Source organism: Pseudactinotalea sp., from assembly GCF_048594945.1.
Taxonomy (GTDB): Bacteria; Actinomycetota; Actinomycetes; order Actinomycetales; family Beutenbergiaceae; genus Pseudactinotalea.
Genome location: NZ_JBMDXJ010000295.1, coordinates 1 through 13,075, shown reverse-complemented (window position 1 = coordinate 13,075; position 13,075 = coordinate 1). Strand labels below are relative to the sequence as shown.

The following is a 13,075-nucleotide window of genomic DNA, read 5'->3' as shown; positions in this document are numbered from 1 at the left end:
AACAGAGTTCTGAGGCGCGGTACGTGGTGGGGGGCGGGGCGCCACCGCCCGGACCGGGCGGAGCGACACGAGGCAGGGAGCGGGTGACGGGAATCGAACCCGCGCTCTCAGCTTGGGAAGCTGAAGTTCTACCATTGAACTACACCCGCGCGCCCCAGCCGGAGGCTTGAGGCAGCAGCCAGTGTACCCAGTTCGGAGGGCGGCGGTGCGCAGGCGTGTGCGACGCTGGCAGCGTGGATCAGGAGGTGCTGGCGGGCGGCGCGGCGAACCGCGGCAACGTGGTCAGGATCGGCGACCGCGTGCACCGGCCGCGGCGCACGGGCGCCGACGTGGCCGAGGCGCTGCTGCTGCACCTGGAATCCGTCGGCTACGACGCGGCCCCGCGGTTCCTCGGCCACGACGAGATGGGGCGGCAGATCCTCAGCTATCTGCCTGGCGACACCTATCCCGACCAGCGGCCGCCCTGGCTCGACGACGATGAGGCCAACGCCCGCGCCCTGGGACGTATCGCCGCCTTCGTCCGAGACCTCCACGACGCGACCGCAGGCTTCACGCCGCCACCGGGAGCCGAACCGTTCCGACCGCTTCCGCTGCCCGGATCCACCTGGAACCACGCCGACGTCCACTACAGCAACCTCGTGTTCGACCGCGATGCCCCGGTCGCGCTCATCGACTGGGAGTGCTGCGCTCCCGGCGACCCGATGTACGACCCAGCCACGCTCCTGCTCAGCGCCCGCCACCCGCGCCCCGACCGGCCCGCGGACACCCCGGCCCGCGCGCGAGCAGCACGTCGCACCGCCGAAGCAGTCCTCACCGGCTACCGCGCCACCGCCACCCAGCGCGCACAGTTCCCCGCGGCGATCGCCGCCACCTTCGACGACGTCGCCCACTTCATCGAGCACGAGGACAACGCGTACTCGCCGCAGCAACGCCTCGAGGCGCCCGGCAGGTTCCGCTGGATCGCCGATTGGTGGCGAACCCAGCAGGTGTGACCGCGTCACGAACCGCCCAGCGGCTGCGATCGCTCACCGTCTAGATTGACGAGAGAACACCACTTGGCGAGACGCAGGAGCACCCGTGAGCGCACCGATCGACCCCACCAGCACCCCTGCCTGGGCGGACCTGACCAAGCACCGCGACGACTTCACCCCGGATCTGCGCGGCTGGTTCGCGCAGGATCCGGATCGGGCAGCCCGCCTCACGTACGAGGTCGGCGACCTGCACGTGGACCTGTCGAAGAACCTCGTCACCGACGAGACCGTGGCCCGCCTCGTTCAGCTCGCCGAGGATGTCGACCTGCGCGAGCGCATCGGCGCGATGTTCGCCGGCGAGCACATCAACACCACCGAGGACCGCGCCGTGCTCCACACGGCGCTGCGCCGCCCCAACGGCGCCGAGCCGCGCCTGCACGTCGACGGACAAGACATCGACCGTGACGTCCACGAGGTCCTCGCCCAGGTCTACGACTTCGCTGAGAAGGTCCGCAGCGGTGGCTGGACCGGTATCACCGGCAAGCGGGTCGAGACCGTGGTCAACATCGGCATCGGCGGCTCCGATCTCGGGCCGGTGATGGCGTACGAGGCTCTCCAGCCGTTCGTGCAGCAGGGCATCAGCTGCCGTTTCGTCTCCAACATCGACCCCACCGACATCGCGGAGACCACCGCCGACCTCGACCCAGAGACCACGCTCTTCATCGTCGCGTCCAAGACGTTCGGCACGCTCGAGACCCTCACCAACGCACGCCTTGCCCGCGCCTGGCTGTGGCGCACCCTCGCTGAGAACAACGCCATCGAGGACACCGACGAGGCGCGCCAGAACGCCGTCGCGAAGCACTTCGTGGCCGTCTCCACGGCCCTGGACAAGGTCGCCGCTTTCGGTATCGACCCCGCCAATGCCTTCGGGTTCTGGGACTGGGTGGGCGGCCGCTACTCGATGGACTCCGCGATCGGACTCAGCCTCGCGATCGCGATCGGCCCGGCCGGCTTCGCCGACATGCTGGCAGGGTTCCACGCCGTCGACACCCACTTCGCAGGCACCGACCTGCACGAGAACGTGCCGGTCCTCATGGGCCTGCTCAATGTCTGGTACGTCAACTTCCTCGGCGCCCACACCCACGCCGTGCTCCCGTACGCGCAGTACCTGCACCGGTTCGCCGCCTATCTCCAGCAGCTCACGATGGAGTCCAACGGCAAGTCGGTCCGCAGCGACGGCACGCCCGTCGCGTACGAGACCGGTGAGGTCTTCTGGGGCGAGCCAGGCACCAACGGCCAGCACGCGTTCTACCAGCTCATCCACCAGGGCACGCGCCTCATCCCCGCCGACTTCATCGCGGCGGCGAACCCCGCTCATCCGTTGGTCGACAACCCCGGCGACGGCGGAGCTGACGGTCCCACGGATGTCCACGCCTTGTTCTTGGCGAACTTCTTCGCCCAGACGAAGGCTCTTGCCTTCGGCAAGACCGCCGAGGAGGTTGTCGAGGAGATGGGCGAGGGCGCCGACCCGGCGATCGTGGCGGCCCGCACGTTCCCCGGCAACCGCCCGACCACCTCGATCCTCGCCCCCGCGATCACCCCGTCGGTGCTGGGCCAGCTGGTCGCGCTGTACGAGCACATCACGTTCGTGCAGGGCGTGGTCTGGGGCATCGACTCCTTCGACCAGTGGGGCGTCGAGCTGGGCAAGAAGCTCGCCCTCGAGATCGCCCCTGCCGTCACGGGCGACGACGCCGCGCTCGCCGAGCAGGACCCGTCCACTCAGGCGTTGGTCCGCCGCTACCGCGAGCTGCGCCGGTAGGGCTGCACCACTGCGTCGAGGCCCTCGCCCCGTCACCTGAGCCGCCTGCCCCCGCCGAGCTCGCACCCTCGGCCCTCCTCGCAGCCCCCGGGCCGCAGGGCTCACCGACTCCCGACCCGACCCTCCCACGACCAGAGCGGGACAGCCTCGCCGGCGGGGACGTCGTCGGCGGTGTCGGGGTAGCGGTCCATCTCGGCGATCATCGCCGCGAACCAGGCGGTGAGCGTCGAGCGCAGTCGCACCTCGGTGATGCCGACGTCATCGAGTGCTCCGGCGAAGCACGCTTCGGCATTCCGGTCCATCTCGGGGTGGGGTCCGTTTCCTGCGTGCATGTGCAGGACTCCGCAGTGGTCGCCGAACTCGGCGGTGTATCGCGCGGGTCCGCCCAGCTGCTCGGCCCAGTACGCGGCGAGCCGGTCACTGTGCTCGGGGTGGTAGCCGTGCGAGAACGCGTGGCTGACCACCGGATCCGCCAGGCAGCGCACGTGCCAGGCGTGCGCCAGCCGAAGGACAGCGTCGTCGCCGCCCATCGCGTCATAGATCGACGTCACCCCACCAGCATCGCACCGGCGAAACCCTCCCGCCACCGCGTTCGCGGTGCGATCCTGAGCCATCGCACCGGCGCATCTCAAGGAGCCCACGATGGCCAGCATCCTCAACCCCTACATCAGCCTCCGTGACAACGCTCGCGAGGCGCTCGCCTTCTACGCGGGCGTCTTCGGCGGTGAGCCGAGCATCATGACGTTCGGCGACTCCGGCTTCGCGGCCGACGCCGGCGGCGACCCTGTGGAGGCCGCCAAGATCATGCACGGCTACCTCGCTACACCGGCAGGCTTCCATCTCATGGTCGCCGACACCCCGGCCTCGATGGAGCACTCCTCGGGCGGGAACATCTCGATCTCGCTCTCCGGCGACGACGAGGCCGAGCTGACCGGCTACTGGACCAAGCTCTCCGAGGGCGCCACGATCGTCGAGCCGCTGACCCAGGCCCCGTGGGGTGACCGCTTCGGGATCCTCACCGACTCCTTCGGCGTCGGCTGGATGGTCAACATCACCGCTGCCGCCGCCTGACCTCGCGCGCGGGGCGTTGGTACCGTGTCGCCCGTGCTGCTCTCCGACCGCGACCTGCGCGCCGAGCTGACCTCGGGCCGCATCGGCCTGGACCCGTTCGACGAGGCGATGATCCAGCCGTCGTCGATCGACGTGCGGCTCGACCGGTACTTCCGCCTGTTCGACAACCACAAGTACCCCGTGATCGACCCGGCCGCCGACCAGCCGGACCTCACCCGCATGGTCGAGGTCAAGCCCGACGAGCCGTTCGTGCTCCACCCCGGCGAGTTCGTGCTCGGCTCCACCTTCGAGCTCGTCACACTGCCCGACGACGTCGCGGCCCGCCTCGAGGGCAAGTCCTCGCTCGGGCGCCTCGGCCTCCTCACGCACTCGACTGCAGGCTTCATCGACCCGGGCTTCTCGGGCCACGTGACGCTCGAGCTGAGCAACGTCGCCACGCTGCCGATCACCCTCTGGCCAGGAATGAAGATCGGCCAGCTCTGCTACTTCCGCCTCACGAGCCCGGCCGAGCGTCCCTACGGCTCCGGCGCCTCGGGGTCGCGCTACCAGGGGCAGCGCGGCCCGACCGCCTCGCGCTCGCACGTGGGTTTCCACCGCACCGACGTCGGCTGATGCCTCCCGGCCACCTGCTCCTCGTGCCCGACGGCGTCACGCCCTCCGACGTCCAGGCCCTGGTTCTCTCCCGGTTCCCTTCCGAGGTGCTCGACGACGGCGGAGTCCGCCTGAGCATCGATGTGTTGCCCGGGTGCATGGTCGAGGGGCCGGCCCCGGCCCCGGTCGCTGACGCGCATGCGTGGCCGCAGGCCTACCTGCTGACCGCGCCGGAGCAGCGCGGCGCTCCCGTTCCGGAGGAGCTGCGCGGCCGCGGCGGCCTGCTCGCTGCGTTCGCTGACGGCGAGCCCACGGGCCACGAGCGCGAGATGGTCGAGCTCGGGCTGGCGATGGCCCGCCGCCTCGGGGGTGCGCTGCGCACCAGCACCGGGGCGCTGCTGACCCCGCAGGCGCGGCCTGACCTGCTGCTCTACACCGACGTCTGGCTGCACCCCGACGCGTTGCTGCACGTGCTCGCGCCCCACCTGCCGGGCGTGGCGCTGCACGGGGACGAGCAAGCGGGCTCGCCCCATGCTCCGCCGGACGCCGTCACCGGCACGAGCCTGCTCACCGACGAGGGCGAGCGGCGGTGGCTGCACGCCGAGGCGGACGCCTATGACGCCGCCGCGCTCGCCGAACCCGAGGTCACCGACTCCTACGGCGTGCTCGCAGCCGACCCCGACGGCACCATCTGGTCGGTGGCCGTCGAAGCGGCGATGGGGGTGCCGCCCGCGCTCGCCGGACTTCTCCCGGCAGGCACGATGCTCTACGAGCTGCGCTGCTACCCCACGGACGAGACCGACGAGAGCGCCGCCGTCGAACGTCTTGACGCCGCGACAGCGGCGCTCCTGGACGTGGCGGGGGGCTACGTCGTCGACGACGACGGGTTCCTCGTGAACCTCGCGTCCGGCTGACCTGCTATCCACATCCAGGACACCGCAGATCAGCACCTCCAAAGGTCGATAGAATGTCTGGGTCGCTACGGCTTCCTTGTACGTCGGGCCCGTCCCGGGGTCCAGTCGAGGGTCGTCCGACTCCTTGACCACGCCCACCCCCACAGTTCGGAGCGGACGTGCTGCAGCTTCTGTTGGCGCACATCGCGGCTGCCCTTGTCGCGCCTGCGCTCATGAAGCTGATGGGTCGGCGCGGGTTCCTGGTGCTGGCGGCGGCCCCGGCAGCGACAGCGATCTGGGCCGTGTTGCAGACGCCGGCCGTGCTGGCCGGGAACGGTCCGGTGGTGTCGCTGGACTGGATGCCCGCGATCGGCATGAACCTGGACTTCCGCCTCGACGTGCTGTCGTGGTTCATGACGATCATCGTCGGCGGCGTCGGCACGTTCGTGCTGTTCTACTGCGCCTGGTACTTCGCCACAGGAGCCAAGTACCTCGGTCGGTTCGGTGCGGTGTTCGTCGGTTTCGCCGGGGCGATGCTCGGGCTCGTCACCACCGACAACACGCTCGTGCTGTACATCTTCTGGGAGCTGACCACGGTCTTCTCCTACCTGCTCGTGGGCCACTACTTCGACCGCAAGGGCGCGCGCCGCTCAGCGATGCAGGCGATCATCGTCACCACGCTCGGCGGTCTCGCGATGCTCGGTGGCATCGTGCTGCTCGGCCAGATGGAGGGCGGCTCGTACTCGCTGCGTGAGCTCGTCGCCACCCCGATCGAGTCCACCGGACCGCTGCTACCGGTCGCGCTGGTGTGCGTGCTGGTCGGTGCCCTGAGCAAATCGGCACTGGTGCCGTTCCACTTCTGGCTCCCTGGCGCGATGGCGGCGCCCACGCCGGTCTCGGCCTACCTGCACGCCGCGGCGATGGTCAAGGCGGGCGTCTACCTGGTGGCGCGGCTCGCACCGGGATACGCCGAGGTGCCTGCCTGGCGCTGGACCGTGCTGGTCAGCGCCGGGATCACGATGATCCTCGGTGGATACCGCGCGCTGCGGCAGCACGACCTCAAGCTGGTGCTTGCCTTCGGCACCGTTTCCCAGCTCGGCTTCCTCATCCTGCTGGTCGGCCAGCCCGACCAGGGCGTGGCGCTCGCGGGCATCGCGCTCGTGGGAGCGCACGCGATGTTCAAGGCCGCGTTGTTCCTCACCGTCGGCGTGGTCGACGCCGCGACCGGCACGCGTGACCTGCGCGAGCTGTCGGGGCTGCACCGCACGCTGCGGTGGGCCTTCATCCCGGCCGTGCTCGCAACCGCCTCGATGGTGGGGCTGCCGCCGACGGCGGGCTACGTGGGCAAGGAAGCGGTGCTCGCATCGCTGCTGTACGCCGATACCCCGTTCGCACTGGCGAGCTTGATCGTGGTGGTGCTCGGTTCGATCCTCACCTTCGCCTACGGTGCCCGGTTCCTGTGGGGGGCGTTCGGTCAGAAGAAGGGCCTCGAGGACCGGCCCGTGGACCGCGAAGCCGCCGGGCTGTTCGTCTCACCGAACGTGCTCGCCGTGCTGGGGCTGCTGGCCGGACTCTTCCCGCTGGCCGGCGAAACATTGCTCGCCCCGTATGCCGACACCTACCCCGCGGGCGAGCCCGGCCACCTGACCCTGTGGGCAGGCTTCGAGCTTCCGGTTCTGCTCACGGCCGTGATCATCGTGGCCGGTGTCGGCCTGTTCCTTCTGCGCGAGAAGATCGAGAAGGTCCAGGAGATCGCGCCGAGCCGGATCCCGGACATGGACCAGATCTACCGCAACACGATGCGGCGACTCGACCGCGTGGCTGTGGTCATCACCTCCCGCACCCAGCGTGGTTCGCTACCGCTGTACCTCGCGGCGATCCTCACCGTGATGGTGGTCTCGGCGGTGATAGCCCTGGCGGGCGGTGGCGTCACCGTGGAGTCCTGGCGGTGGTGGGACACTCCGGCGCAGGTGATCGTGGGTGTCGTCATCATCATCGGGGCGATCCTGACCGCGCGTGCCCGCCGCCGGCTCAAGTCGGCGATCCTCGTGGGGATCACGGGCTACGGCGTGGTGGTGCTGTTCGGGATCCACGGCGACCCGGACCTGGCGCTCACACAGGCGCTCGTCGAGACCGTGATGCTGGTGGTGATGGTGCTCGTGCTGCGCCGCCTGCCCGCGTACTACTCCAACCGCCCGCTCGCAGCGGACCGGTGGTGGCGGATCGTGCTCGCCGTCGCGGTCGCGCTCGTGGTGATGGCGCTGGCACTCGTCGCCCCCGGCTACCGCGTGGACGAACCGATCTGGGTGCTGTTCCCCGACGAGGCCTACAACTTCGGCTACGGCAAGAACGTCGTCAACGTCACGCTCGTGGATATCCGCGCCTGGGACACCATGGGCGAGATCTCGGTTCTGCTCGCTGCCGCGACCGGCGTGGCGTCGCTGATCTTCCTGCGCACGCGCTCGGGATCCGTGCTGCGGGCTCGTGACGCCGAGCGCTCCTCCGTCTGGGCGGAGGACGCACCCGACCCGCTCGCGCCGCTGCGCCGCAATGGCACCCGGGAGCCCAGCAGCAGTCGCCGCGGCCGGCAGTGGCTCTCCGGCGGCGAGTCCCTCGCCCCGCAGCGCCGCTCGGTCATCCTCGAGGTCACCACCCGGCTGGTGTTCCACACCATGTTGCTCTACGCCCTGTTCCTGCTCTTCAGCGGGCACAACGCCCCCGGCGGCGGGTTCGCGGCGGGCATGGTGGCGGGAATCGGCCTGGTGATCCGCTATCTCGCCGGCGGCCGGTACGAGCTGGGCGAGGCCGCGCCGGTGCTGCCGGGCGCACTGCTGGGCACTGGCCTGTTCCTGTCCGCCGGCGGCGGCATGGTGCCGCTGTTGTTCGGCGGAACTGTGCTGCAGTCGGTCGACCTCGAGTTCACCGCCGGCATCTTCGGTGAGGTCCACGTGGTCTCCACCCTGGTCTTCGACGTGGGAGTCTTCCTCGTGGTCGTGGGCCTGCTGCTCGACATCCTCCGCACGCTCGGTGCCGAGGTTGACCGCCAGGGTGAGGCGGCAGGCACCTCCGCTCCGGAGATCGCCTTCGACTCGCCCCGTGAGACTCCCGACGACGTCCACCCCGCCGTCGAGGCCGGCTCACCCGGGCAGCAGGAGGACCCGCGATGATCGACATGAGTCCCGCCCTCATCCTCGTCCTCACCGCCGGTGTGCTGGTTGGTTGCGGCGTCTACCTGCTGCTGGAGCGCAGCCTGTCCCGGATCGTCATCGGGCTGATCCTCATCAGCAACGGCGTCAATGTGATGTTCCTCGTCATGGGTGGTCGCGCCGGTGGTCCACCGCTGTACGGCACCACCGACGTCGAGGACATGTCGGACCCGTTGCCGCAGGCCATGGTGCTGACCGCGATCGTGATCTCCCTCGGCCTGTGCGCGTTCGTCCTCGCGATGGCGTACCGCAGCTGGCAGCTGCACGGCCATGACGAGGTGCAGGACGACCTCGAGGACCGTCGCGTGGCCGACCGGCTCGCGAAGATCGGCGTGCTCGACCGTGCCGACGAGGGTGCCGCCGATCTCGACCTCGAGGCCGCCGAGGCGCGCGACGAGACCGAGGAGACCCCACCGGAGGAGAGTGGGCACTCCGAGGCGAGCTCCGCCGTCGAGACTCCCTCCCGAGGCGGTGATGCCCCGTGACCTGGCTGGTTCCTCTCCCGGTGGTGGTCCCGCTCGTGGCCGCCGGGCTGGCGCTTGCGCTGGCGCGCCGCAGCAAGCTGCAGGCGATCATCTCGACGGTAGCGATCACGCTGGTCGTGCTCGCCTCCGGCGCGCTGATGATCCTTGCTCACCGCGATGGCCCGCAGGTGGTCAACGTGGGCGAGTGGAGCGCGCCGGTGGGCATCTCGCTCGTGGCCGACAGGCTCTCGGCGTTGATGCTGCTGGTCTCCGGGATCGTGCTGCTGTGCGTGCTGCTGTACTCGCTCGCGCAGGGTCTGGCCGATGGCAACGAGGGCGCACCGGTCGCGATCTATCACCCGACCTACCTCGTGCTGGCGGCAGGCGTCGCGAACGCATTCCTCACCGGCGACCTGTTCAACCTGTACGTGGGCTTCGAGATCCTGTTGGGTGCGAGCTTCGTGCTGCTCACACTCGGCGGCACCGGCGAGCGGATCCGCGCCGGCTCCATCTACGTGGTCGTCTCGCTGCTGTCCTCGATCCTGTTCCTGATCGCGATCGGGCTGGTCTACGCCGCGACCGGCACGCTCAACATGGCGCAGCTCGCCGAACGCATCGGCAACATCGACCCCGGCATGGCGCTCGTGCTGCAGGTGATGCTGCTGCTCGGGTTCCTCATCAAAGCGGCGGTGTTCCCACTCTCGGCCTGGCTCCCGGACTCCTATCCCACCGCACCCGCTCCGGTGACCGCGGTGTTCGCCGGGCTGCTGACGAAGGTCGGCGTCTACGCGATCATGCGCACCCAGACGCTGCTGTTCCCGGACACGATCGTCAACGACGTGCTGCTGGTCGCATCGATCGTCACCATGCTCGTGGGCATCATCGGCGCGGTGGCGCAAGACGACCTCAAACGTCTGCTCTCGTTCACGCTCGTGAGCCATATCGGCTACATGGTCTTCGGAGTCGCACTCGCGAACACCACCGGGCTCGGCGCCGCGATCTTCTATGTGGCGCACCACATCACCGTGCAGACCGCGCTGTTCCTGGTCGCGGGACTGATCGAGCGGCGAGGCGGAACCACCTCGCTCGAGAACCTCGGTGGACTGGCGCGGCTCGCTCCCGCGCTCGCCGCGCTGTTCTTCATCCCGGCGAGGAACCTGGCCGGCATCCCGCCGATGTCCGGATTCCTCGGCAAGGTCGGGCTGCTGCAGGCAGGTGCCGAGCTCGGGACACCGCTCGCGTATGCGGGTGTGGCCGCGGGCCTGCTGACCTCGCTGCTCACGCTCTACGCCGTGGTGAAGGCGTGGAACAAGGCGTTCTGGCAGGAGCCGCCCGAGCCGTTGCCCGAGACAACGATCCCGCGCACGATGTTCGGTCCGGCCGCAGCACTCGCGGTGGTCGGTGTGGCATTCGCGGTGGTGGGCGGCCCGCTCAGCACCTACACGACGGCAGCGGCCGCCGACCTGCAGGCACGCACGCCGTACGTCTCGTCGGTGCTCGTGGACGGGGACCGGGGTGACGGCAGCAGCGATCAGGCTGTCGACGACGCGAACGACGAGCCCACGGACGGGGGCGACGATGGCTGAGCGCGTGAAGTTCTGGACCCGGTGGCCCATGGTGCTGTGGCTCACCGCGGTGTGGGTGCTGCTGTGGGGTGACCTCACGGTCGCCAACGTGGTGATCGGTCTCGTGCTCGCGGTGCTGCTGGTGACGTTGATGCCGATGCCCCGGGTGGGGTTCGAGGGGCGGCCCTGGCTGCCCGGGATCATCGTGCTGGTGGTGCGGTTCCTCGGTGATGTGGTGATGGCATCGGTGCAGGTGGCGAAGAGGGCGCTCGCGCCGGGAGAGCCGCCGCACGGGGCCGTGATCCGGGTGCAGCTGCGCTCGCACTCCGATCTGTTCCTCACTGTGACCGCGCAGCTCTGCTCGCTCGTGCCGGGCTCGATCATCGTCGAGGCGCACCGCCTCACCGGGACCCTGTACGTGCACGTGTTCGACGTCTCCGACTCCGGGGGGATCGATGGTGCCCGCCATCACTGCCTGGAGATCGAGAAGCGTGTCCTGTACGCGTTCGCCACGGATGCGGCGATCGCCGAGGCCGGGTTGCGGCCCCGGAAGCGGCTGTTCCGGCGTCGCCCGGCGAAGGAGGTGACCACGTGAGCCCGATCGTCCTGTGGGTCGGTGGCCTGATGCTGGCGGCTGCCGCCGTGCTGATCGTGGCGCGGATCGAGCGTGGCCCCTCGATGCTCGACCGCACGATCTCCCTCGACATGCTGGTGAGCATCGTCATCGCCGTGCTGGCGCTGTGTAGCGGTGCTACCGGTCGCACCGACCTCGTCAACGTGCTCGTGGTGCTGGCGCTCATCGGCTTCGTCGGGTCGGTCACGCTCGCGAGGTTCGTGGCGGTCGAGCCCGAGGACGAAGGCAGGATCCTCACCCCCGAAGAGGTGCGCGCGCACGACGCACGGATGCGGGCCGCGCTCGCGAAGGAGAGCAAGCGCCGCGTCGGTGGCCGCGAGGACGCCATGCGCCGCGCCTACCCCGAGCACGAGGATCCACGATGAGCGCGCTGGAATGGGTCGCCTCGGTCTGCTTCATCCTCGGCTGCGCCCTCAACCTGATCGCCGCGATCGGCGCGCTGCGGTTCCCCGACCTGCTGTCACGGATGCACGCGGCGACCAAGCCGCAGGTGCTCGGCCTGATGCTCGTGATGACCGGTCTCGCCGCCTCGCTCGGATCGAGCCAGCTCACCTGGAAGCTGCTGCTCGTGGTGATGTTCCAGTTCATGACGGCGCCGGTCTCGGCGCACATGGTCGGTCGCTCCGGCTACCGCACCGGCAAGGTCCGCGACGACCTGCTCCTCGTTGACGAGCTCACCGAGGACCTGGACCGCGCCAACCACGTGACCGAGCGGCCGCCGTCGAGCTGAGCCCCACCCGCGCAGCGATCGCCGACCCCGCAACGCGGGGACCGTAGCAGGACCCTCGGTAGCGGTCGTCGCGCTGCGGCGTCTCCTCAGACGGTCCCGCTGATCGCCCTCAGTTCTTGGCGATGTCCGCGGACGCCATCCACTTGGCGGTGCCGCGCGTGACGTAGGCGCGCACCATCGCGGCGACGGCGGCGCTCACGGCCGCGAAGATGACGACCTCGGTGATCGAGATCTCGCCGTCGTCGTCGATCGCCTTGGGTGGCTCGTGGCCGGTCACGCCCTTCCAGGCGAGCGAGATCGCCTTGGTGGCAACCAGACCGGCGCCGAGCGTAGCGACGGTGGCGATGAGCTTCTGCGGATTCACGCGAGCCTCCATGTCGGTGGAACATGCCCACCCTACGGGGTGGGGTAGCGTGGAACTACACGACAGGGGAGCGCGGAAGGCGCTGAGAGTGCGGCGAGCCGCAGACCCTCGAACCTGCTCCGGTTAGCACCGGCGAAGGGAGTCGAGCAACTCTCGTTGTCACCACATCCGGTGACTCCACCCCTTCTCAGAACCCTGAGGAGGCCACACATGATCAGGAGAACCACCCGCACGACGGCGGCACTCGCCACCATCGTCGGTCTCACCACCCTCGCTGCCGGCTGCTCGCTCGTCGGCGAGAACGGGGGCGGCGACCCCACGACCGAGAGCACCGACGGCGCAGTGGGCGGCGTCGTCCGTGTGGTCACACACGACTCGTTCGCGCTTCCCGAGGAGCTGATCGAGTCGTTCGAGTCCGAGACCGGTTACACGGTCGAGCTCAGCGCTCCCGGCGACGGCGGCGCGCTCGTCAACCAGCTGATCCTCACCAAGGACGCGCCGCTGGGCGACGTGGCGTACGGCATCGACAACACGTTCGCCTCACGCGCGCTGGCCGAGGACATCTTCGCGTCCTACACCTCGCCGGCGCTGCCCGGCAGCGCGGAGCAGTACCTGGTCCCGGGCTCGGATGCGCTCACCCCGGTCGACATCGGCGACGTCTGCCTCAACATCGACCACGCCTGGTTCGCCGAGGCCGGGATCGACGAGCCCAGCACCTTCGAGGACCTGCTGGAGCCGGAGTACGCGGACCTGACCGTGGTCAGCAA

14 protein-coding genes, 1 tRNA gene and 1 riboswitch are annotated in these 13,075 nt (G+C 69.6%); of the genes, 12 read left to right on the top strand and 3 right to left on the bottom strand.

The window, feature by feature from the left end; all coding sequences use genetic code 11:
* Positions 1-78 precede the first annotated feature (78 nt).
* Positions 79-149, bottom strand: a tRNA-Gly gene (locus tag ACOJSN_RS12920).
* A gap of 84 nt (positions 150-233) precedes the next feature.
* Here ACOJSN_RS12920 and ACOJSN_RS12915 point away from each other — a divergent pair.
* Together ACOJSN_RS12915 and pgi are read left to right on the top strand one after the other, a co-directional pair.
* On the top strand, positions 234-992 hold the full coding sequence (locus ACOJSN_RS12915; RefSeq protein WP_420112907.1) for an aminoglycoside phosphotransferase family protein: 759 nt from the start codon (positions 234-236) through the stop codon (positions 990-992).
* Positions 993-1,077: 85 nt separating this feature from the next.
* Positions 1,078-2,790: a glucose-6-phosphate isomerase gene (gene pgi / locus ACOJSN_RS12910; RefSeq protein WP_420112906.1), complete on the top strand. Its 1,713-nt coding sequence runs from the start codon at positions 1,078-1,080 to the stop codon at positions 2,788-2,790.
* Between the two features lie 101 nt (positions 2,791-2,891).
* Here pgi and ACOJSN_RS12905 read toward each other — a convergent pair whose 3' ends face one another.
* Positions 2,892-3,341, bottom strand: a complete 450-nt coding sequence (locus tag ACOJSN_RS12905; RefSeq protein ID WP_420112905.1) for an oxidoreductase — start codon at positions 3,339-3,341, stop codon at positions 2,892-2,894.
* Between the two features lie 91 nt (positions 3,342-3,432).
* On the opposite strand from ACOJSN_RS12905, the gene ACOJSN_RS12900 reads away from it, so the two are divergent.
* The 9 genes from ACOJSN_RS12900 (at position 3,433) to mnhG (ending at position 11,944) form a co-directional block, all read left to right on the top strand.
* Positions 3,433-3,861, top strand: coding sequence for a VOC family protein (locus ACOJSN_RS12900; RefSeq protein WP_420112904.1), 429 nt, complete (start codon positions 3,433-3,435; stop codon positions 3,859-3,861).
* 33 nt (positions 3,862-3,894) lie between these two features.
* A complete protein-coding gene (gene dcd / locus ACOJSN_RS12895) occupies positions 3,895-4,473 on the top strand; it encodes a dCTP deaminase (protein WP_420112903.1) in 579 nt (192 codons plus the stop codon).
* A complete protein-coding gene (locus ACOJSN_RS12890; protein WP_420112902.1) occupies positions 4,473-5,366 on the top strand; it encodes a hypothetical protein in 894 nt (297 codons plus the stop codon). The genes dcd and ACOJSN_RS12890 overlap by 1 nt, the downstream gene beginning before the upstream one ends.
* Positions 5,367-5,524: 158 nt before the next feature.
* A complete protein-coding gene (locus ACOJSN_RS12885) occupies positions 5,525-8,512 on the top strand; it encodes a Na+/H+ antiporter subunit A (RefSeq protein ID WP_420112901.1) in 2,988 nt (995 codons plus the stop codon).
* The gene (locus tag ACOJSN_RS12880) at positions 8,509-9,036 is read left to right on the top strand and encodes a Na(+)/H(+) antiporter subunit C (protein ID WP_420112900.1); all 528 of its coding nucleotides are present in this window, start codon (positions 8,509-8,511) and stop codon (positions 9,034-9,036) included. Before ACOJSN_RS12885 ends, ACOJSN_RS12880 begins: the two co-directional genes overlap by 4 nt.
* Positions 9,033-10,601: a Na+/H+ antiporter subunit D gene (locus ACOJSN_RS12875; RefSeq protein WP_420112899.1), complete on the top strand. Its 1,569-nt coding sequence runs from the start codon at positions 9,033-9,035 to the stop codon at positions 10,599-10,601. Before ACOJSN_RS12880 ends, ACOJSN_RS12875 begins: the two co-directional genes overlap by 4 nt.
* Positions 10,594-11,175 (top strand): Na+/H+ antiporter subunit E, encoded by a 582-nt coding sequence (locus ACOJSN_RS12870; RefSeq protein ID WP_420112898.1) that lies wholly within the window; start codon positions 10,594-10,596, stop codon positions 11,173-11,175. Before ACOJSN_RS12875 ends, ACOJSN_RS12870 begins: the two co-directional genes overlap by 8 nt.
* Positions 11,172-11,579, top strand: a complete 408-nt coding sequence (locus ACOJSN_RS12865; protein ID WP_420112897.1) for a monovalent cation/H+ antiporter complex subunit F — start codon at positions 11,172-11,174, stop codon at positions 11,577-11,579. The genes ACOJSN_RS12870 and ACOJSN_RS12865 overlap by 4 nt, the downstream gene beginning before the upstream one ends.
* The gene (gene mnhG / locus ACOJSN_RS12860) at positions 11,576-11,944 is read left to right on the top strand and encodes a monovalent cation/H(+) antiporter subunit G (protein ID WP_420112896.1); all 369 of its coding nucleotides are present in this window, start codon (positions 11,576-11,578) and stop codon (positions 11,942-11,944) included. Before ACOJSN_RS12865 ends, mnhG begins: the two co-directional genes overlap by 4 nt.
* A 109-nt stretch (positions 11,945-12,053) precedes the next feature.
* Here the strand turns inward: mnhG and ACOJSN_RS12855 are convergent, their stop codons facing one another.
* A complete protein-coding gene (locus ACOJSN_RS12855) occupies positions 12,054-12,308 on the bottom strand; it encodes a DUF4235 domain-containing protein (protein WP_420112895.1) in 255 nt (84 codons plus the stop codon).
* A gap of 54 nt (positions 12,309-12,362) precedes the next feature.
* Positions 12,363-12,466, top strand: a riboswitch (TPP riboswitch).
* 52 nt (positions 12,467-12,518) lie between these two features.
* Here ACOJSN_RS12855 and ACOJSN_RS12850 point away from each other — a divergent pair.
* A partial coding sequence (locus ACOJSN_RS12850) for an extracellular solute-binding protein (protein WP_420112894.1) occupies positions 12,519-13,075 on the top strand: 557 nt, incomplete at its 3' end.